Origin of the sequence: Ruegeria sp. HKCCD6428, from assembly GCF_013110595.1 — a bacterium.
In the GTDB taxonomy this organism is placed as follows: domain Bacteria; phylum Pseudomonadota; class Alphaproteobacteria; order Rhodobacterales; family Rhodobacteraceae; genus Ruegeria.
The window spans coordinates 685,493-705,147 of record NZ_WVQX01000001.1 but is presented as its reverse complement, the minus strand read 5'-3'; the positions used below and the strand labels follow the sequence as shown (position 1 = coordinate 705,147).

The following is a 19,655-nucleotide window of genomic DNA, read 5'->3' as shown; positions in this document are numbered from 1 at the left end:
GGTCGTTCAGTTTCCTCCAGTGTAGACCCGCGACCAGTCTTTCGCCATATCGACGATGATCCAGCCTTTGTCCGGCCCCTGATCCAGACCGTCAACCAACCGCCCAATCGGACTTTCCCGATCATAGGCCCATTCACGTTCGGCATCCGTATGGTGGATCAGAACACCCAGCCGTGGTCCGTTACCCGAGGTTGTCCAATCCAGCATGGCGAAATCGCCGTCTGAGTTTCCTCCGGCCAGAATGGGGCGTTTGCCGATCGTGCGTTCGATGTTGATGGGTTTGCCTTCCTTGTCGTCGATGAAGGCAATGCCGGGGGCCTTAATGACAGTCGGAACGCCATCGACATCTTCGAATGTCGAGTTTCCATATGTGCCCAGAACCTGTTCCGGCGGAATGCCGTAGGCCTGTTCCGCGAAAACCCGCATGAAGTGAATACCGCCACCCGAGACAATATAGGTCTTGAACCCTTCGTCCCGAAGATAGCGCAACAGCTCGACCATGGGCTGATAGGTCATCTGGTCATAGGGCAATCCGGTGTCCGGGTGTCGGGCCTCGGCCAGCCATTCCGCGACTTGGGCCTGAAACGCCTCGACAGTCGTTCCGGAATGTGACGCGTTGACAACTTCGATCAACGCATCGTGGCCCCCTTGAAGAACCGTCGCAAGATCACCTTCGGCAGCGGCTTTCAAAGCGGGTGTGGACAGGATCGAAGGATCTTGTTCAGCCAGTTCAGAAAGTCGATCCATGGCAAAGATAAACTGGAAATAAACCGGCTGTTCGGCCCAGAGTGTGCCGTCATTGTCAAATACCGCGATCCGATCTGAAGGCGTGACATAGTCAGGTCCTTCCGCGTCGGTAACACTGGACACGAATTCAAGGATCGCCTCTTTTGCCGCTGTGGCGTTCCAACTGGGCAGCGGATCAGCGAGCAGGGATACGGGAACACAGGTCAGAAAGGCACCCAAAAGAACGTGTTTCATGAAGCTCTCGATATCTGTTGTGTTGAAAAAAGGCCGCCCTGCGCAGGGCGGCCTACAGCGTGGGGCCGCCGGTCCTAGTTGTTGGTCGGCGTTGTCAGCTTCTCCATGACCTGATCCAGGTTGAAGCTTGCTGCTTTCTGACGTGGCGGGAACTCCTCGAACGTGCTTAGGAAATTGCCAACGTATTGCTGGGCGGGCACAAGGAAATAGGCCCGGTCCAACAGCCAATCGTAATAGGTGTTGGACGTGCGGTACGCGCGTTCATACGGATCGCGGCGCAGGTTGACGATCAGCGGGATGCGCAGTTCGGTCCATGGTTCGATCCAGGCACGCAACGTGGCCCAGGCCTTCTGCTCCAGGAAGATGAGCTTCCAGTCTTCGAAGCGCAGCGCCGTGAGGTCACCATCATCCGAGAAATAGAAGATTTCTTTCCGGGGGCTTGCCGCAGTCTCACCAGTCAGCAGCGGCAGAATATTGTAGCCATCAAGGTGCACCTTATAGTCGCGACCCATGCCCGATGAGCTGTAGCCGGTCTTCAGTTTTTCCTTGATGTCCGGATCGCCGGCCACAGCGAGGTAAGTGGGCAGCCAGTCCATGTGATGCACGATCTCGTTGGTGACTGATCCGGCCTCGATCTTGCCCGGCCAGCGTACCATTGACGGAACACGCCAACCACCTTCCCAGTTGGTATTCTTCTCGCCCCAGAACGGCGTCGCAGCTGCATCCGGCCAGGTGTTCATGTGCGGACCATTGTCAGTGGAATAGTGCACGATCGTGTTGTCAGCGATGCCAAGCTCATCCAGCAGATCCAGCAGCTGACCTACATGCATGTCGTGTTCGATCATACCGGCGGTGTATTCATCAGCGACCCGCCCCGACAACTCATTGGCCTTGGCGCGCATCTCGTCTTTGACGTGGGTGCGGAAGTGCATGCGGGTACCGTTCCACCAGACATAGAAGGGCTGACCTTGCTCATGCGCCCGCTTGATGAAGTCGATGGCCGCGGCCACGGTTTCGTCATCTACCGTTTCCATGCGCTTGCGGGTCAACGGTCCGGTGTCTTCGATCGTGCCATCCGCTTTGGACTTGATGACGCCGCGCGGGCCATAGGCTTCGCGGAAGGTTCGCCCATCCGCCAGAACGCGATCACCCGGATAGTCTTCGTTTTCCGGCTCTTCTTCGGCATTCAGGTGGTAAAGATTTCCAAAAAATTCGTCAAAACCGTGGTTTGTCGGAAGATGTTCGTCTTTGTCACCAAGGTGGTTTTTGCCGAATTGACCGGTCACATAGCCGTGGTCTTTAAGAAGTCCCGGGATAGTTGGGTCTTCAACCTGCATTCCAAGATCTGCCCCAGGCAGGCCGACTTTGGAAAGACCGGTGCGGAACACGGATTGCCCCATGATGTATGACGAACGGCCGGCGGTACAGGATTGTTCGCCGTAATAATCGGTAAAGATCATGCCTTCTTTGGCAACCCTGTCGATATTGGGTGTTTGATATCCCATGAGACCCATTGTGTAGGCCGAGATGTTGGATTGACCGATATCGTCGCCCCATATCACAAGAATATTGGGCTTTTGATCCTGCGCCCAGGCGGGCACGGCAAGGGCGACAGTTACGGTCGCCACTGCGAACCGGCGCAGTGTTCTACGCCAATTATCTGCAATCATTCGTGGAGAAGACATGAAGTGCTCCTGATCAGTCGAGCCTTAATGACCCGGAAAATTGAAATTTAATTGAAGCCGCTAGCCTATAACTTGAAGCTGCAAGCAAGTTCTTGATTGCCCGAATAAAAACAATTTCTTGTTCGGGCAGTGAACACAGCTATTTTACGCGATGAAACGTATCGAAAACTTATCATATGATCACTTTGAAAGATACAAATGTTTGATTCTGATGACGATATGCGGATTCTGGCCAAGACCGACTGGTTTGGCACGCGCGATTCAAAGTTTCAGAGCGATCTTATGACGTGCGCAATTCAAAGAACCTTCGATTCCGGAGAAACACTGTACCACCACGGTGACCGCGCCAACGGTATTCATGCGGTGCTCGCAGGCGCGCTTCAGATCACGGCGCCTGCCGATGATGGACAGGAATTCGTTTTGCATCAGGATGGATCAGGATTCTGGATCGGGGATCTTGCGCTGTTTGCCGAAGCCAAACGCCTGGTCAGCGTCGTGGCAACGCAAAAGACCCGCACCTTGTATTTTCCCGGCTCGCGGGTAGAACGCCTGGTTCAGAAGAACCCGGAATACATCCGTGATTTCTATGCGTTGACGCATGAAAACATGAAGACTGCTCTGCGCATCATGGCCAATCTTGCGGTTACGGGGTCTGAAAAGCGCCTTGTGCTGCGTCTGCTGCATCTTGACGAAGGCGCCTTGAGTTCGGACGGATGGATTGTTGTGTCTCAGGAAGAACTTGCTGAAATGGTTGCGGTATCTCAGCCGACCTTGCATCGACATCTGCATCATCTGGCGGATCTGGGCCTTGTGGAATTGGGGTATGGCCGGCTGCGGTTGATCGACCGGCGCAAGCTGATCAGCAACTGTCAAAGTTGAAGTCTAAGGGTTGAGCGGGGGCAAAGACCCGCTCTTTCGTTCTGTTGCGCTTTTCAGTGCGCCTAGGTGTTGCACGGCCGCTTCCCAGTCTTCCGGGCTGTTGCAAGCCGTCGCTGAATACCGCGCCGCACCGATATTCATAAGGCTCTTCTCAAGATCCAAAGAACGCTCTGGATGCGCGCTTCGCGATTTCCAAAGATCCAATGCCTGATAAACCGCAGGCAAATCCCGTGATATTAAAGCGGATCGCAAGGCATCGATGGCATATTTCTCGGATGCCAGATATCTGCGGCGCCGTTCCGTTTTCCAGGTTGAGTAGCGCGGGCGCAGAAACCTTCCCAATGTCCACAATGCGAATACAACAATGACAAGGTAAAGAACTGATTTGATGATGGTTTGCGCGTCAGGCGGCTGTCGCCTGGGTGGTGCCAGTGTCAGCTTGGTCGAGGGAAGTGATGCCGTTTCGATCTGACCGGTGTCCAGATTGAACCAGTCGATGGAAACGGCCGACAACTGTGTTTCGCCACCATCTTGGGCGATGTACACGGTTTCTTCGACCCGCTGCCCGGACAAGATGCCCCGGTCTTCTGTTTCCGAAAAGCGGGGCTCCTTGGGATAGGCGCGAAGCAGTTGGCTTTGATCCTGCGGCGTCAGCGCCGGGATTGTCAGGGCCGTGGTGCCAGAGATCTGCGCGCTTATCTCGCGCGTGATGGAATCGCCGGCCTGCATATCGGTCGGACCGTCCAGCTTCTGATCAAGAGAGAAACCACTTGCGATGATCAGCGGGTCAAGACCTTGAGCGCCCTCGGGGATCTCAGCGTTCAGCTGTATGGAAGGAAGCGCCACCGAAACCTGAACCGGGTCATTGGACTGCGGGTCGGCAAATGTCACGACAACCTCTTGCGCATCATACGCAACCGGCCCTGATGTCAGCGGATACAGGCGATAACTGCGCTGTACTCCGGACCACGTTTCTCCGTCTACCGTTTCGCTTATCGGACCAGAAGCCCTCTCAGGCAGGCGAACAAGGACATTTTGTTGCTCCAATGGTGGGAATACGGGCGGCTGCGGCATGAAGGTCGGTACCAGAACCTTGATGCGGACGATGGCGGGTTGGCCGACGATGACGGCCTCGTTCGGGACGTCCACTGACACCCGAGGTTGATAGCCTGAGTTTTCCTGTGCGGACACGGATAACGGCAACAACAGGATGAAGATGGCAAGGTATCTCATTCTGTTTGCTCCTGAATTTCCAAAAGGAAACGGTTTCTCAGAAAATCCTGCATGTCGGTGTCGATCATGCTGATCCACTGGTCGGCGGACAGTGACTGTGGCCCGTCCTTGGGGGCTTGAACCGTGGTGTCACTGCCACGTGCTGCATCGTTGTCAAACACCGTATCATCGGCACCGATGCCAGCCTCCTCCCCTGTGTCAGACTGTTCACGCGTCGTTTCGACATAGTCCAGGATGGCCTTGGACAGGTCGAGATTATGCTGGGCTTCGGGCCAGTCGGGGCGACGTTCCAAGGCGGTCTCGAACGCCGATATGGCTGGGCGATACTCGCGGTTTTTTATGCGGGCCATACCTTCGGCAAACGCAGCTTCCGGTGTGTCCAGTGTGGAAAACACGGACGACGCCTTTTCATATTGACCATCCCTGAGATAGGCATATCCCTTGTGATATGGGTCTTCGAACATCTCGGCCGCGTCGCCAAATCGTTTTTGGTTCAACGCGATCTGGCCTTGTTGGTTGGGGGTGAAAAACCAGTCTCGCCATCCTTCTGCCCGCGCGCCGGATGAAGGCAACGCAATCAAAACCAGAACCGCCCAACGAATTACCCAGCCCTTGCGGAACCACAGCAGAGACAACACCGCAGCAGGCCAGGCCAGGATCCAGCCCTTGTCCTGCCAGTCCAGACGATCATCGTCATCCAGGGCGGCAGTATAGGCCGATTGAATGCGGCGCATCAGTTGATTGATGTCCTGATCGTCGTCCGAAAACGCGACCACTGAGGCGTTTGGGATGTTGTCCAGCTGCGCGATACGACCACCATCCGGCAGCATGGTGAGAAAGAAAATATCAGAAGAAGAGGAGCTTAGCCCCATTACCTGAGATGGATCAAGGTCGTCCAATACAAACAGAATCGCCCCCGGGCTGTCGCTGTCGTCCAGAATGGACTGAGCCAACGCAAGCGCATCGGCTGCCGCATCGCCATCCTTCGGCATCACCGCAGGCGTCAACCCCTCAAGCAACGGACGAAGTATGTTCGCGTCTTCGGTCAAAGGCGCAACTCGGTGCGGCGTTCCTGCATAGGCGATCAAAGCGGTTCGTGCGCCGGCACGTTCGGTGATCAGGTCGGAAATCTTGAACCGTGCCCGATCCAGCCGCGATGGCGCAAGATCCGAGCTTTCCATACTGTCGGTGACTTTGAGAGCGATCACCAACGGGGCCGTGTCTGCGATCAACGGGTTGGGCGCGCGCGACCATGTCGGACCCGAGGCCGCCAATGTGACAAGCGCCGCAATGATCAGCGCAACATCAATGGGCTGGATGCGCCTGTTTTCTTCCTTGCCCAGCAGCAAGGCCTCTGCAAGGTGCGGGGCGATCCCTGATGGCAGTTTGGTGTCTGCCATCGGTCTGGGTCTGATCCGCCACCACAACACAAGGATGGGAATGAGAAGCAGCAGGTAATAGCCTCGGATAAAATGGAAATCAGCCAGATCCATTGTCAGACGGCCCCCTGGTGTCGCTGTGAAAAATGGAACCAGGTCATGCTGACCAAAATGACGATCAACGCGATGAGTAACGGAATATGGGCAAGGCTTTGCTTGGGGCGATAGCTTTGCGTTTCCACCATTCTGGGGTTCAGTGAATCAATGCGTGCATAGGTCTGTTCAAGGGCCGTTGCATCGTCGGCAAAGAAATATTCTCCGCCCGTGCGATCGGCTATGTCCTTCAGTGCCTGAAGATCGACACGGTCTTCGCCCGTGGCATTCGGGTCTCCGACACCAATCGTATAGACAACCACGTTCTTTTCCGCAGCAATGGCCGAGGCATTGACGGGTGCCATGCGACTGGACGTATCAGCGCCATCGCTGAGAACGATCATCAGGCGCTGGTCAACCTCGCTGGATTCAAAAGTTCGAATGCCAAGCCCGATCGCATCGCCCAAAGCCGTGTTCGGACCCGCCATGCCAACTTGAGTTTGGTCCAGGAACCCATTCAAACTGTTCAGATCTTCCGTGAAGGGCGCTTGAATGAACGCGCGTGTTCCAAAGATGATCAGCGCCATCCTGTCACCATCTCTTTCAGAGATGAACTGCTTGAGAACCTCTTTGACCGCCTCCAACCGTTGCATCGGGGCACCGGATCCGGTCTGGAAGTCGCGCTGATCCATCGAGCCAGAGATATCCAGCGCCAAAACCACATCGCGTGCAGATTTTTCCATCACCACGGGGTCGCCCAGACGTTCCGGACGCGCCAGCGCCAGAACCAGAAGTATCCAGATCAAGCCGGCGCTGACTGTTTGCAGCCGGGCCCGGGTTCGGATCATTGACCCGGATTGCGGCTCGACGCCCGCCGCCTGCGCCACGCGGCGAAAAAACGGAATGCGAATGGACACGGTTGTTTCCCGCCGGGGCGGAGCAATGGCGTACACCAGCAGCGGCAGCGGCAAAAGCAGAAATACCCAGGGGGCTGAGAAGGAAAACATCACGTTCACCGATACCGTTTATGGGACTTGACCCAATGCCGAGCAAGCTGGGTCAAGGCACGGTTTGGCGGCAGGTCTTTGTACGGCGCGTCGATCAGTGTTTGCCCGACCTCTGATAAAAAAGACTTTTTATCAGATGTTTGCGAAAGGAAGTTCAACCAGTCATCCCCGTGAATCCCTGCAACCTGCCTGCGCGGATACGCGACCAACGCGGTGCGGCGAAGGATTTCGGCAACTTTTGCCGACGTGATATCCGGGTCTGCCAGCTCGGCCAGCGCATGGCGGCGATACGCGTTCGCCCGACTTCGCCGGACGAAAAGAACACTGACCAGTACGGCAAGGCCAAGCAGTATGATGGCCAGCGCCAACCACCCCCATGTCTGCGGAAACATCGAAACAGGCGTGGGTTCCGGTGCCGGCTCGAGCATATTCAGCAGATCAACCAGAGATTTCCCTGTCGTGTCGATGCTCATTTCTGCCCCCTGCGATGTCCGAACAGATACAGTAACTGATCCAGGGCAGGTTCCGCGGTCGTCAATGGAACAACCGGAAAACCGTATCGACGGGACCATGTGTGCAGGTGGTCCAACCTGTCTTCCATGGATTTGCGAATTTTGCCGGACAATTCGGGGTCGGCGCTGTCGATTTCGATCTGGTCGCGCCCGTCCGAGACCGTGAGTTTCAGATCAGGCGCCAGCCCCTTTGCTGTCTTGTCAGCAATATTGAACACGATCATATCGTTTGAAACCGCAATACGGCGCAGCAGGGATTCCGATCTTTCGTCAAGCCCGTCGCAGTCGGAAAACAGGCAAACCAGCCCGTTGGTTTGGAGCATACGCGCGGCTTCCGACAACATGTCATTCAAAGTCACGGTTGGTTGCGGGTTCAAGGCAGCATGCAAGGCCGAATTGGCAGCCCCGATGGAAGACAGAAACCGCATGAGCGCCGCCGCGCGGCGCTGCGGCCTGTGTTCAGCAACGCTTGTGTCGTTGAATACCAGACCACCGACACGATCGCCCTGACCAAGAACGCGATGCGCGGTGATTGCGGCAGCTTCGGCTGCGATGACCGATTTCATGTAGACTTCGGTTCCGAAAAACATCGAAACGCGCTGATCGACCAGCAACAGGGCAGGGCGGTCTCGTTCCTCGGTATAGACCCTAACATGGGGCTCACCGGTTCGTGCCGTGACTTTCCAGTCAATTGTTCGGATGTCGTCGCCCGGTTGGTAGTTGCGCAATTCCTCGAAATTCAGGCCGCGTCCGCGCAGGCGCGATGCGTGTCTGCCATTCAGGATCGAGCGGGCAGGCTGACGTGGTAAAAAGCTCAGGGCACGGGAATGCAGTTCCAGACGCAACAGGTGATCCGCATCGACGTGAATGCGGGGATCATCGGGATATGCTGAGGATCGCTGCACCCGGCCAACCCTAACAGTCAGGGCAGCGCGACGAGACGCAGGATTTCCGCGATCACGTCATCTGCCGTTTTGGCGTTCCCCTGCGCCTCGAAGCTCAGCGTGATGCGGTGACGGAACACGTCATGTGCAATGGCTCGAATATCCGCAGGGTCCACATAGTCACGCTGGTTCATCCACGCATGCGCCCGACCGCATTTGTCCAATGCCAATGAGGCACGCGGGCTGGCACCGATTTCGATCCAGCTGGCCAGTTCTTCGCTGAGCGCCGCAGGCGTCCGGGTCGCCTGAACCAGATCGGCCATATAGCGATCCATTGCGTCCGAAACATGGATCTGCCCGATTTCCGAACGCGCTGCAAAAACGGCGTCCTGCGGGATTGTCGGTGGTGGCTCGCTTGACGCGCCTTTCCCGGCGGCGATCTCTTCGCCCCGCACCAGCCGGATCACTTCAACCTCGTCCTCGACCGGCGGATAGGTGATCTGAACATGCATCAGGAACCGGTCCATCTGCGCTTCGGGCAGGGGATAGGTGCCTTCTTGTTCAATAGGGTTCTGGGTTGCCATCACGATGAACAGCGGTTCCATCTTGTGGGTGGTCCCGGAAACCGTAACCTGGCGTTCTTCCATCGCCTCCAGCAAAGCGGCCTGCACCTTGGCCGGTGCCCTGTTGATTTCGTCAGCGAGGACGATATTGGCAAAGATCGGCCCGGGTTCGAACCGAAAGGTGCCGCCTTCGTCAGTTTGTTGAAACACCTCGGTTCCCGTCACGTCTGAAGGCAGCAGGTCAGGTGTGAACTGGATCCTGCTGAAGGCTGCATCCAGATTGCGCGCCATCGCCTTGACCGCACGTGTTTTGGCCAATCCGGGCAGACCTTCGATCAGAAGGTTTCCGTTGGCCAGCATCCCGATCAGCAGTCGGTCGATGACCTCGGTTTGCCCGATGATGGACTGGCCCATGCGGGTTTTGAGATCAAGTATCTGATTAAGTGCATTCATGGGTGGTGGTCCAATCGGTGCCAAGCTGGAAGAAACGAATTGATAACGGAACAGGGGGTAAGCCGGTCAGGAATATCCCGAAATATCGGAATGCTAACAGGCTTTGGCGGACCGATCTACCGTGAATGCCTGGCGGTGAGGTGGCGCAAATCTTTCCTCAGTTCCTGTCGTATGGGCCCAGTGTTTGGCGCGTCGCGCAAACTGTCCAGCCAGTGAGGGTGAGGCGCCTGTCCCGCGGCCCTGCTCCAGGTCAGATCCCGCAGGATTTTCTGTGCACCGACGTCAAGTGTGTCAGGAATTTCGAAATCATTCAGGGTGGCCCAGACGCCGCTCCACAAGCGCCCTACGGACCAGGGATTGTATCCGCCGCCACCCAGAACCAGAAAACGAGGCGAAAGAGGCTTCAGCGCCGCGACTGTTCGCCAATGCGCGTTGTTGGACAGGGTCAAACGCGAAAGCGGGTCTTCGGCCACGGCGTCGGCCCCGCATTGCAGGACAATGGCTTGCGGTTTGAACGCCTCGGACGCTGGCAGGATCAATTGATCCAGAATGGCGGCGAATTCGTCGTCGTTCAGATTCCTTGGAACAGGCAGGTTGAAGGCCGCGCCACCGGCGTCTTCCTCAAGTTGGCCCGTGAACGGCCATCGCCGCGTTTCATGGACCGAAATCATCCGAACTTTGTCCGACCCGTGAAACGCAAGTTCAACCCCGTCGCAATGATGGGCGTCGATGTCGACATAGACCACGCGATCCAGGCCAGCGCTCAAAAGGGTCTGTATCGCCAGAACCGGATCGTTCAGATAACAAAACCCGTTCGCCCGGTCCGCAAGGCCATGGTGGGTACCGCCCGCAGGGTTGAAAACGATCCCTCCATCCCGGATCAGTTCGGCGGCCAGCATGGAACCACCGGCGGCGGTTGCCGGCCGGCGGTACATCTCGGCGAAGACTGGGTTCGACAGCGTCCCCAAACCGTATTTATCCCGTGTTTCGTCCGTGACATGCTGGTCCGCTTCTGCCTTTTGCAGGGCGGCGATATAGTCCGGCGTATGAAACCTTTCCAATACACTTGGCTTTGCGCAGGGGCTGACGCGGTAGTTTTCGGGCGTCAACCAACCTAGTTCGCGACACAGATCGATGACGGTTGAAACCCGTGGAATGGCCAGCGGGTGTTTTGAACCGTAGGTCGAGTTGCGGTAGATATCCGATCCGATGAACAGGGGGCGCTTCATGACCTAGCTTGCTGCGGCCTGACTGTTATCCTCGCCCAACCTGCCATCCAATGACATCAGTATGGCGACCGGCCGAAGGGCCGGGATGTGGCTGAACACGATCAGGATGCATACGGTCAGAGGTACGCTCAGAAACGCACCGATCAGCCCCCAGACCGTTGTCCAGAAGGTCAGGGCCAGAATGACAAGAAAGGTCGACATGTTCAGGGATCGGCCAAGCATGGCCGGATCCAGGAAATTGCCGATCAGGAATTGGATCGTTCCACATCCCAGCACGATCACCAGGAAGGGAAGGATCGTTTCGAATTGAACAAGCGCGATCATGGCCGGAAAAAACACCGCTATGATCGAACCGATCGAGGGGATGAAGTTCAGGGCAAAGGTCAATACGGCCCAGGTTTCCGCGTATTCCAGACCAAGCGCGCGGAAAACCGTATAACTGATGGTTGCCGTTATCAGGCTGATCAGGGTTTTGACGCCGACATAGCGCTGCAAGCTGACCGAAATCGCGTCGAGCATGGTGGAAAACTCTGCTGCGGCGACAGGATCTCCGGCGGCCAGTTGGATCTTTTTCCGAAAGGCCAGTCGTTCGGCCATCAGAAAGGCGACATAAAGGCTGATCAGGAAGAACTGGTTCAACAATGAGGTGGCGCTGCCCAGCAATACGCGTGCGACATAGGACATGTCGATACTGACCAGATTGTCACGAATGAAGGTGGTCACGTCGTTGCCGACCAGCCCCGTTACACGCTCGACTGCACCATCAAACTGGTTTTCATAGGTGCTGATGGAGCGTGCAAACTGCGTCGCCTGACTGCCCAGCACGTACATGATCATGAACAAACCCGCCAGAACGACAGTCACACCGGCAATATTGGCCAGCCAGACCGGAGCGCGGGTCAGGGCTACGACGCGATCGCTCAGTGCGATGATCAGAACATTGACCAGCAGCGCCATGGCAAGCGGGATCAGGAAGTTTGCCCCGGCATAGAGGCCCAGCACGATCAGCGTCGCGATGATGCATGTATCCCGGACAACAGACAGTCGAAGCCTGGGACTAACCGTAATGTCTTTTTGATCCGGGGTCATTCGGTATCCTGTGTCCGGCACAAGCAGTGCCCATTTCCCATCCTGCGTGACCCAATCCTGCACGCGAGGTCTTGTTTATGCAATGCGTTCAGGCGTTTGTTGGCCCTCATTCTACAAATAGATTTTCACGACGGGTTCTGTGTTCTATTTCGGCAGGTTAGGGTTGCAGCATGTCCACTGCCGCGAATCCCCTGTTTGGCCGACCTGTTCAGGCACTTTGGCTGTCGATCAGCCGGTTCAGCAGAAAGAACGGTTTCGTCATGAGCAGCCACGTGGCCATGTCGCTGATGATGGCGCTGTTTCCCTTTGTGCTGTTCACCGTGGCGCTGGCAGGGGCGTTGTCGCAAGGCTATGTCACCGATGAGTTAATTGACCTGATTTTCGGAGCGTGGCCCAAGGACGTCGCAGATCCGATCGTGGCCGAACTGCGGGCCGTTCTGGCCGGATCCGGTTCGGGTGTCATCACCTTGGGTGGTTTGCTGGCGATCTATTTTGCCTCAAACGGCGTTGCCGCCGTACGTGCAGCCATGAACCAGGCCTACCATGACGAAGACAGTTGGCCGTTCTGGAAAACCCGGCTGCTATGCCTGGTGCTGGTCATTCTGGGTGGGTCGGCCATTCTGATCATCGCCGCGGTCGAGGTGGTTTTGCCGGTCTATACGAAACTGGTGGCCGAACACACGGAAGTTGCCGTGGCCAACTGGTTTTCCGTGGATCGCCTGCGCTGGACGTTCACGGTGGCGGTTCCTGCGGGCACCGTTCTTCTGGCACATCTCGTGCTGCCGACCCGCAGGCACAGCCTGATGCAAATTCTGCCCGGTGTCCTGCTGACTTTGGCCTTGTGGGCGGCCGGTGGATGGGCGTTTTCAATTTATATCAGTCAGTTCGCCACCTACAGCGCCACCTATGCAGGATTGGCGGGGGCCATGGCGGCATTGATTTTCCTGTATCTCTATTCCGCGATCCTGATTCTGGGGGCCGAATACAATGGTGCAATGATTGATCTGCAAAATGCCTCAGAAGGAGATACGGCATGAGATTTGCCCTGATACTGGCCTGCCTTGCAATCGCAGGCGAAGCTCAGGCGCAGACCCCAGAATATGTGGGCTCAGATCAGTGTACCGACTGTCATCAGCAAGAAGCCGAAGCCTGGGCTGGGTCACATCATGCGCTGGCGTGGACAGATACCACTGACGGCGCTCTTGCGGCCGATTTTGACGGAACCCGGTTCGATCATGACGGTATGTCCGTCCAGTTCAAACGTGAGGCAGGCAGCAGGTACTCGGCCCGCGTAACGGAAAAAGACGGTGCGACGACGGAATATGACGTGCATTCCGTCGTTGGAATCGAGCCCTTGCAGCAATACCTTTTCGAGACCGAACCGGGCCGTTTGCAAAGTTTCGATGTGGTTTGGGACACAGAGCAAAAACGCTGGTATCACCTGTACCCTGATCAGGATCTGCCGCCTGATGACGGGTTGCATTGGACCGGTCCTTACAAGAACTGGAACGCGCGCTGCGCCGAATGTCATGCCACGGGTTTTGAGAAGAACTACAACCCTCAAACCAGATCCTACACGTCTCAGCAGGTCGAAATCGGGGTCGGGTGCGAGGCCTGCCACGGGCCGGGGTCCGCTCATATCGATTGGGTCCGGGAACAGGGGTCTTCAGATGGCCTTGGCAATGCCGGCTTTCTGTTGAATTGGGGCAAGGGGCGGACCGAAGAAGAAATACAGCAATGCGCCGGATGTCATTCCCGGCGCGAGGCGCATGGCAACGGAAACCCGGTTCCGGGAACTCCGTACCATGATGCGTATAATCTGGCCGTGCTGCGCCCCGGGACCTATCATCCCGACGGGCAGATACTGGATGAGGTTTACGTCTATGGATCGTTCCTGCAATCCAAGATGTACGCGCAGGGCGTCGGATGCATAAGCTGCCACGAGCCGCACAGTGCAGAGTTGAAAGCCGAAGGAAACGGGGTTTGCACACAATGCCATTCGCCTGCCGGAAATCCGGAATTCGCCACCCTTGCCGCAAAGAACTATGACACGCCTGCGCATCACAATCACCCGGAAGGCGGGGAAGGGGCCCAGTGCAAAAGCTGCCATATGATCCAGCGGACCTACATGGGTGTCGATGGTCGACGCGATCACAGCTTTCGCATACCGCGACCGGATCTTGGGTTGGGCGTTGATGCCTGCACGGACTGCCATCAAGACCAGGATCAGGCCTGGGCCGCAAGCCAGATTGAAGGCTGGTTTCCGGAATCGCCAAATCGACGCCCGCATTACGGGACGGTTTTCAAAGCTGCGGCCGAAGGGCAGCTCGACACGCCCGAAGGTTTGCTTGCGGTCGCAATGGATGCGTCGCAGCCCGGGATCGTCAGAGCGACCGCCGCGTATCTGTTGCAACCGTTTGGGTCGCCACAGATCGCCGCTGACACAGCGCCGCTTTTGCAGGACGTTGACCCGCTGATACGAGCAAATGCAGCGGCGCTGCAACGTCAGGCCAGCCCGGCAGATCAGGTGCAAAGACTTGAGCCCTTGTTGTCTGACCCTCTGCGAAACGTGCGCATCGCTGCCGCCAAAGAGTTCCTGAGCATTCCTCCGCAGTCTTTGACACCTCGGCAACGGGCTTTGACCGGGAAGGGCATGTCAGAATGGCAGCAGTCGATTTCGAATAGGCTGGATGCCCCGGAAACCCACCTTGTTCTGGGGGGCATGGCGTTGACGCTTCGCAACGCTCCTGCGGCTGAACAGGCCTTTCGCGAAGTTGTGACGCTGGACCCGCAGCGGGCCGAGGCGTGGCCGATGCTGGTACAACTGGCGCAGATCAATCGTGGCCCGGAAGCTGCGCGCATAGTGATGCAAGAGGCGCTGGACAGGCTGCCGGATGATCCGAACCTGCTGCAATTGTCGCAACAACTCAGCCCCTGAACCGGCATATACGTGCCCGATTTGCTCCATGTTCGCGGCAAAATTCCCCGCTAACAACATTTCAGGTGTGCTGTTCAGAGGTGACGGATGTCCATTGAAGTGTCAAAGCAGAGACCAACGGGTGTACGATCTATTTCGTTGGCGCAACGTATTGAAGAGTTGCGCAGCCGCGAACCTGAATACCTGACCCATGGTGACACATTGATGTTGCAGGGCATGGCGGCCACGTCGTTGCGCGAACAACGCCTGAGCGGAAATCGCATTCGGTTGGATGATTAAGAATCGCCGCGAAACCCTGTTGCCACAACGAATTTTTCCGAACTGTCCGAGCGTGACGCAGGCGGTTTGACGTTGGCAACTTTCTGAAACTTCTGCTTCAGCAGTTTTTGCAGATCGCCTTCAGCACCGCCTGCGAGAACTTTGGCGACGAAGGTTCCGCCTTCTTCCAGAACGTCAAACGCGAAATAAGCTGCGGCTTCGCACAGCGCCATGATTCGCAGGTGATCGGTCTGCTTGTGACCAGATGATGCCGCGGCCATATCCGACATCACGACGTCTGCCTTGCCGTCCAGCCAGTCTTTGACCTTCTGGTCGGCGTCATCTTCCATGAAGTCCAGAACATGGATCTCGGCGCCGGCGACCGGTTCGACCTCTTGCAGGTCAATGCCCAGCACCGATCCGATCCGTTTGCCTGATTTCTCGCCCAGCGCGTTCACCCGCTTGACGGCGACCTGACACCAGCCACCGGGCGCGCAACCCAGATCCACCACGCGCGCGCCGGGCACCAGAAAGCGGAATTTGTCGTCCAGTTCCAGAATTTTATATGCCGCTCGCCCACGATATCCATCGGCCTGAGCGCGTTTTACATAAGGATCGTTCAACTGCCGCTCGAGCCAGCGGGTCGAGCTGAGCTTGCGCCCGCGCGCTGTCTTGACCTTGACCTTCAGGTCGCGCTGTCCGCGGCCTGAATTGTTTTTTCCACTTGGTGTCTTCGCCATCAGAACGGTCCGTCTTCCAATACACCGTCCGCGCTCATCTGTGCATAAAGCAGACCTTCGCGCAGCCCCCGGTCCGCCACCGAAAGGCGGTCAGTGGGCCAGCAACGAAGCAAAGCCTGCAATATGGCCGAACCGGACATGATCAGGGCTTGCCGGTCTTCACCGATGCGAGGGTCCCGGCGCCGCCCATGAGGGCCGAGTTCTAAATACCCGCGTATGACTTTGTCAATCTGATCGCTGGTCATGCGCAGCCCGTCCACTTTGGTCCGGTCATACCGCTTGAGGCCCAGGTGCGAGGCCGCAACAGTGGTGACCGTGCCGCTGGTGCCGACGATCTGAAACCCTTCGCGCGCCTGTTCGTCCTTGTAGGGGGCAAAGTCGGCAAGGTTTTCCTCGAAAAACCAACTCATCAACGCAAAACGGGCCGCGTCATCCTCGACATCATTGAATTGGTCCCGCAGCGTTGCGACGCCCAGCGGCACGCTGATCCAGTCAACGACCTTGGCCGCTGGAAAAGGGCTGTCGACAGTGTGAAACCCGTGGTGCAGCCGCATGATGGCCGCAGGTCGGTCGCGCCGTGGAACGGACGAGATGTCGATCCAGACCAATTCGGTCGAGCCGCCTCCGATATCGACGACCAGCAACTGCTCGGTCTTGGTCGAAACCAGCGGGGCACAGGAAATCACCGCCAGACGGGCTTCTTCCTCGGGCTGAATAATCTCAAGCGTAAGGCCGGTTTCGCGCTTCACCTGCCGGATGAATTCGCGCGAGTTCTTGGCGCGGCGGCACGCCTCGGTCGCGATCAGACGCATCCGTTTGACCTTGTTGCGTTTCAGCTTTTGCTGACAGATTCGCAATGCCTGAACGGTACGCGACATCGACGCCCGCGACAGTCGCCCGGTGCGTTCCAGACCCGCGCCCAACTGCACGGATTTGGAGAAGCTGTCGACCACATGGAACCCACTTCCCTTGGGCTGGGCTATCAACATGCGGCAACTATTTGTCCCCAGATCCAGTGCCGCGTAAAGAGCATCCGGATCGGGTCTTGCCGGCGCGGGGCTTTCGACCGCTTTCGGGAACGCGCCCGCACCTTTGGGACGCTTGGGCGCCATCTTTACGCCCTCCGATTTTCGAGTTACCCCGACCCTAGGCGGGGGATTGCCGACGTGCAAGTGATTTCAATTTTGAAATTAACGCGCATGTCACATGCCGTTCACAAAATGATGCGATCTCCATGGGCGAACCCACGTTCGGGTTTATCTATTAGCTCTCAGCCAGATACGGAGACCGCAATGAAAGATGAGCGCATCCTTTCCTTCGACGAATTCGATGAAGTCGTAAATCCGCGCCCAGAAGAATGTGAATTTGATCGCGTTGTCGAACGCGCATTGTCCCGTCGCGGTTTTCTGGGCGGCGTTTTGGCGATGGGCAGTTTCACAGCTGTTGGTGGTTCGCTGATTCCTTCAGGGGCTCACGCGGTTTCCAACCGCTTCGCGTTTGAGGCGATTCCCGTGTCGACTGCGGACGAGGTCATTGTTCCCGCTGGATACAAGGCGGATGTTATGGTGCGCTGGGGCGATCCGCTTTGGTCGGACGCGCCAGAGTTCGATCACGCGACCCGTGGTACGGCTGCCAGCCAGGAACGCGCCTTTGGTGACAATACCGATGGTCAGGACATTTTCTTGCATGACGGTCACGTTCTGCTGGTTGTAAACAACGAATATACCAATCGTGACATCCTGTGGGGCAACAATCCGGACGCCAAGCCAGCATCCGATGACGACATCGCAAAGGGCATGATGGCGCATGGTGTCACGATCGTGGAAATCGCGAGCACCGATGGCAAGTGGGGCATTGTGAAGGACAGCCCCTATAACCGCCGCGTTACACCGCAGACCGAAATGTCCATTACGGGTCCGGCCGCCGGTCATGACTTGATGAAAACGGCCGCCGATCCGTCCGGAACGACGTGCAAGGGAACATGGAACAATTGCGGAAATGGCGTGACGCCGTGGGGCACTTACCTGGCTTGTGAAGAAAACTTCAATGGCTACTTCTCGGCCGAAGACGAAAATCACGAGGTCAATGCTGATCTGAAACGTTATGGCGTATCGTCAAAAGACTGGGGTTACGATTGGGCCAAAATTGATGACCGGTTCGACGTCTCGAAAAACCCAAACGAACCGAACCGTGCTGGTTTTGTGGTTGAGATCGATCCGACTGACCCAACCTCGACTCCGCGAAAATTGACCGCTCTGGGACGCTTCAAGCACGAAAACGCCGAAGTCATAGTAAACAATGACGGTCGCGTCGTCGTTTACATGGGCGATGATGAACGCGGCGAGTTTCTTTACCGCTTTGTCTCGGAAGGTGTTTATGCCGCTGGTGTGGACACAAACGCACTGTTGGAACAAGGCACACTTTCGGTTGCCAAGTTCAACGACGATGGAACCGGTGAGTGGCTTGATCTGACGCCGGAAAGCACTGGCATGGCCTCGCAGGCCGAGATCAGCATCCACACCCGTCAGGCTGGTTCGGCAGTTGGAGCAACCACCATGGATCGTCCCGAGTGGGTTGCGGCTAATCCAAACGCGCCCGAGGTTTACTGTTGCTTGACCAACAACAAGAACCGTGGCGTGAAGCCGAATGCAGGGGGCGACGATACCTCGGCCAACGGCCCGAACCCGCGGGACAAGAACAACTACGGTCAGATCGTTCGCTGGCGCCCGGATGGCGGCGATCATGCTGCGGCTGGCTTTGGCTGGGATCTGTACGTTCTGGCAGGCAATCCCACTGTCCACCAAGACGCCTATGCCGGATCCGAGAACGTGAACGCCGACAATATGTTCAACTCACCCGATGGATTGAAGTTCGACAGCAACGGCTTGCTGTGGATCCAGACCGATGGCAATTATGGCAACGAAGGCGACTTCGCCGGGCAGGGCAACAACCAGATGCTGGCAGGCGACCCTGTCACCGGCGAAATCCGCCGTTTTCTGGTTGGCCCCAACGAATGCGAGGTCACCGGTCTCAGCTGGTCGCCGGACCGTCGTACGATGTTTGTCGGCATTCAGCACCCGGGCGAAGATGGCAACAGCCATTGGCCTGAAGGCGGGGACTCGGTGCCACGCTCGGCCATTATCGCCATTACGCGCGAAGATGGCGGTTTGGTCGGCTAAGGCCATTTGCCCCATCAATTCTTGCCTCGGACGGTTTTTCCCGTCCGGGGTTTTTCTTTTTCATGCAGCGCTTTCATAGAGACGATGAGAATTATGATATGCGCGTTTTCCCGGAAACTGGGTAAAAGCCACTACACAGCAGTGGGCGCAAAACGTCGTTTGGAAAGCGTCGTGTGTCGAAAATCGACCGACCCAGGCCTACATTGAAGTTTAGAACCGGCCCATCGGGTTAGGAGGAATCACAGCAATGCCTGACGTCACCATCGTATATTGGCGCGACATTCCCGCTCAGGTCATCGTCGGCAAAGGCCGTCGTGGCGCAAAGCGGCAGTTGGAAGAACGGTTTGAACAAGCAATCGACCGTGCCGCAATGAAGGTGAACGCCAAGGACAGTGATGCCTATCTGGCCGAATGGCGCAAAGCCGAACCTTTCGCGGTTGAAGGCGATCCTGCCGAGATTGCCGAAGCCGAGGCTGTGCGTCTGGAAACGGAATACGATCAGGACCGCGTCAAAGCGCTGATCGCAAATGACGGTTGGGCATGAGCCCCAGAC

The 19,655-nt window shown here is 57.0% G+C and carries 18 protein-coding genes; 6 read left to right on the top strand and 12 right to left on the bottom strand.

The features are described 5' to 3' along the window. Positions 1-6: 6 nt before the first annotated feature. Positions 7-981, bottom strand: coding sequence for an HAD family phosphatase (locus GS620_RS03465; protein ID WP_171614074.1), 975 nt, complete (start codon positions 979-981; stop codon positions 7-9). A 74-nt stretch (positions 982-1,055) separates the two neighbouring features. Next, complete coding sequence (locus GS620_RS03460) at positions 1,056-2,666, bottom strand: arylsulfatase (protein ID WP_253283779.1); 1,611 nt, start codon at positions 2,664-2,666, stop codon at positions 1,056-1,058. A gap of 198 nt (positions 2,667-2,864) precedes the next feature. Between GS620_RS03460 and GS620_RS03455 the strand changes: the two genes are divergently transcribed. Further along, entirely contained in the window at positions 2,865-3,545 is a 681-nt protein-coding gene (locus GS620_RS03455; protein WP_171204803.1) for a Crp/Fnr family transcriptional regulator, read from the top strand. Between the two features lie 3 nt (positions 3,546-3,548). On the opposite strand, the gene GS620_RS03450 is transcribed toward GS620_RS03455, so the two are convergent. The 8 genes from GS620_RS03450 to GS620_RS03415 all read right to left on the bottom strand — a co-directional run bounded on the left by GS620_RS03450 (position 3,549) and on the right by GS620_RS03415 (position 11,987). Beyond that, positions 3,549-4,778, bottom strand: coding sequence for a BatD family protein (locus GS620_RS03450; RefSeq protein ID WP_171614072.1), 1,230 nt, complete (start codon positions 4,776-4,778; stop codon positions 3,549-3,551). Further along, positions 4,775-6,271 (bottom strand): VWA domain-containing protein, encoded by a 1,497-nt coding sequence (locus GS620_RS03445; protein ID WP_171614070.1) that lies wholly within the window; start codon positions 6,269-6,271, stop codon positions 4,775-4,777. The genes GS620_RS03450 and GS620_RS03445 overlap by 4 nt, the downstream gene beginning before the upstream one ends. A 2-nt stretch (positions 6,272-6,273) precedes the next feature. Beyond that, positions 6,274-7,257 carry a VWA domain-containing protein gene (locus GS620_RS03440; RefSeq protein ID WP_171614068.1) on the bottom strand — a complete coding sequence of 328 codons (984 nt, stop codon included), beginning with the start codon at positions 7,255-7,257 and terminating at the stop codon, positions 6,274-6,276. Positions 7,258-7,262: 5 nt separating this feature from the next. Further along, positions 7,263-7,730, bottom strand: coding sequence for a DUF4381 domain-containing protein (locus tag GS620_RS03435; protein ID WP_171614066.1), 468 nt, complete (start codon positions 7,728-7,730; stop codon positions 7,263-7,265). Continuing rightward, complete coding sequence (locus tag GS620_RS03430) at positions 7,727-8,674, bottom strand: DUF58 domain-containing protein (RefSeq protein ID WP_171231597.1); 948 nt, start codon at positions 8,672-8,674, stop codon at positions 7,727-7,729. Before GS620_RS03430 ends, GS620_RS03435 begins: the two co-directional genes overlap by 4 nt. Before the next feature lie 17 nt (positions 8,675-8,691). Beyond that, positions 8,692-9,669: a MoxR family ATPase gene (locus GS620_RS03425; protein WP_171614064.1), complete on the bottom strand. Its 978-nt coding sequence runs from the start codon at positions 9,667-9,669 to the stop codon at positions 8,692-8,694. Between the two features lie 116 nt (positions 9,670-9,785). After that, the gene (locus GS620_RS03420) at positions 9,786-10,898 is read right to left on the bottom strand and encodes an acetoin utilization protein AcuC (RefSeq protein ID WP_171614062.1); all 1,113 of its coding nucleotides are present in this window, start codon (positions 10,896-10,898) and stop codon (positions 9,786-9,788) included. 3 nt (positions 10,899-10,901) lie between these two features. Next, positions 10,902-11,987, bottom strand: coding sequence for an AI-2E family transporter (locus GS620_RS03415; RefSeq protein ID WP_171614060.1), 1,086 nt, complete (start codon positions 11,985-11,987; stop codon positions 10,902-10,904). A gap of 170 nt (positions 11,988-12,157) precedes the next feature. Between GS620_RS03415 and GS620_RS03410 the strand changes: the two genes are divergently transcribed. The 3 genes from GS620_RS03410 (at position 12,158) to GS620_RS03400 (ending at position 15,204) form a co-directional block, all read left to right on the top strand. Beyond that, entirely contained in the window at positions 12,158-13,024 is an 867-nt protein-coding gene (locus GS620_RS03410; RefSeq protein ID WP_171614058.1) for a YihY/virulence factor BrkB family protein, read from the top strand. Continuing rightward, entirely contained in the window at positions 13,021-14,925 is a 1,905-nt protein-coding gene (locus GS620_RS03405; protein WP_171614056.1) for a cytochrome c3 family protein, read from the top strand. The genes GS620_RS03410 and GS620_RS03405 overlap by 4 nt, the downstream gene beginning before the upstream one ends. Positions 14,926-15,063: 138 nt before the next feature. Then, a complete protein-coding gene (locus GS620_RS03400; RefSeq protein ID WP_170344194.1) occupies positions 15,064-15,204 on the top strand; it encodes a hypothetical protein in 141 nt (46 codons plus the stop codon). Here GS620_RS03400 and GS620_RS03395 read toward each other — a convergent pair. After that, on the bottom strand, positions 15,201-15,923 hold the full coding sequence (locus GS620_RS03395; RefSeq protein ID WP_170344195.1) for an RlmE family RNA methyltransferase: 723 nt from the start codon (positions 15,921-15,923) through the stop codon (positions 15,201-15,203). The two genes, GS620_RS03400 and GS620_RS03395, sit on opposite strands and share 4 nt — an antisense overlap. Further along, positions 15,923-17,035, bottom strand: coding sequence for a Ppx/GppA phosphatase family protein (locus GS620_RS03390; RefSeq protein WP_171115826.1), 1,113 nt, complete (start codon positions 17,033-17,035; stop codon positions 15,923-15,925). The genes GS620_RS03395 and GS620_RS03390 overlap by 1 nt, the downstream gene beginning before the upstream one ends. Before the next feature lie 180 nt (positions 17,036-17,215). Between GS620_RS03390 and GS620_RS03385 the strand changes: the two genes are divergently transcribed. After that, complete coding sequence (locus tag GS620_RS03385) at positions 17,216-19,102, top strand: PhoX family phosphatase (RefSeq protein ID WP_171614054.1); 1,887 nt, start codon at positions 17,216-17,218, stop codon at positions 19,100-19,102. Positions 19,103-19,349: 247 nt separating this feature from the next. Then, a complete protein-coding gene (locus GS620_RS03380) occupies positions 19,350-19,646 on the top strand; it encodes a virulence factor (RefSeq protein WP_117868895.1) in 297 nt (98 codons plus the stop codon). The last annotated feature ends 9 nt before the right edge of the window (positions 19,647-19,655 follow it).

Excerpts from the sequence above, each read along its gene's own strand:
- GS620_RS03440 (WP_171614068.1), bottom strand. The coding sequence starts at position 7,257 with ATGTTTTCCTTCTCAGCCCCCTGGGTATTTCTGCTTTTGCCGCTGCCG.
- GS620_RS03420 (WP_171614062.1), bottom strand. The coding sequence starts at position 10,898 with ATGAAGCGCCCCCTGTTCATCGGATCGGATATCTACCGCAACTCGACC.
- GS620_RS03410 (WP_171614058.1), top strand. The coding sequence starts at position 12,158 with ATGTCCACTGCCGCGAATCCCCTGTTTGGCCGACCTGTTCAGGCACTT.
- GS620_RS03455 (WP_171204803.1), top strand. The coding sequence starts at position 2,865 with ATGTTTGATTCTGATGACGATATGCGGATTCTGGCCAAGACCGACTGG.
- GS620_RS03415 (WP_171614060.1), bottom strand. The coding sequence starts at position 11,987 with ATGACCCCGGATCAAAAAGACATTACGGTTAGTCCCAGGCTTCGACTG.
- GS620_RS03465 (WP_171614074.1), bottom strand. The coding sequence starts at position 981 with ATGAAACACGTTCTTTTGGGTGCCTTTCTGACCTGTGTTCCCGTATCC.
- GS620_RS03450 (WP_171614072.1), bottom strand. The coding sequence starts at position 4,778 with ATGAGATACCTTGCCATCTTCATCCTGTTGTTGCCGTTATCCGTGTCC.
- GS620_RS03445 (WP_171614070.1), bottom strand. The coding sequence starts at position 6,271 with ATGGATCTGGCTGATTTCCATTTTATCCGAGGCTATTACCTGCTGCTT.
- GS620_RS03405 (WP_171614056.1), top strand. The coding sequence starts at position 13,021 with ATGAGATTTGCCCTGATACTGGCCTGCCTTGCAATCGCAGGCGAAGCT.
- GS620_RS03390 (WP_171115826.1), bottom strand. The coding sequence starts at position 17,035 with ATGGCGCCCAAGCGTCCCAAAGGTGCGGGCGCGTTCCCGAAAGCGGTC.
- GS620_RS03395 (WP_170344195.1), bottom strand. The coding sequence starts at position 15,923 with ATGGCGAAGACACCAAGTGGAAAAAACAATTCAGGCCGCGGACAGCGC.
- GS620_RS03380 (WP_117868895.1), top strand. The coding sequence starts at position 19,350 with ATGCCTGACGTCACCATCGTATATTGGCGCGACATTCCCGCTCAGGTC.
- GS620_RS03435 (WP_171614066.1), bottom strand. The coding sequence starts at position 7,730 with ATGAGCATCGACACGACAGGGAAATCTCTGGTTGATCTGCTGAATATG.
- GS620_RS03460 (WP_253283779.1), bottom strand. The coding sequence starts at position 2,666 with ATGTCTTCTCCACGAATGATTGCAGATAATTGGCGTAGAACACTGCGC.
- GS620_RS03385 (WP_171614054.1), top strand. The coding sequence starts at position 17,216 with ATGAAAGATGAGCGCATCCTTTCCTTCGACGAATTCGATGAAGTCGTA.
- GS620_RS03425 (WP_171614064.1), bottom strand. The coding sequence starts at position 9,669 with ATGAATGCACTTAATCAGATACTTGATCTCAAAACCCGCATGGGCCAG.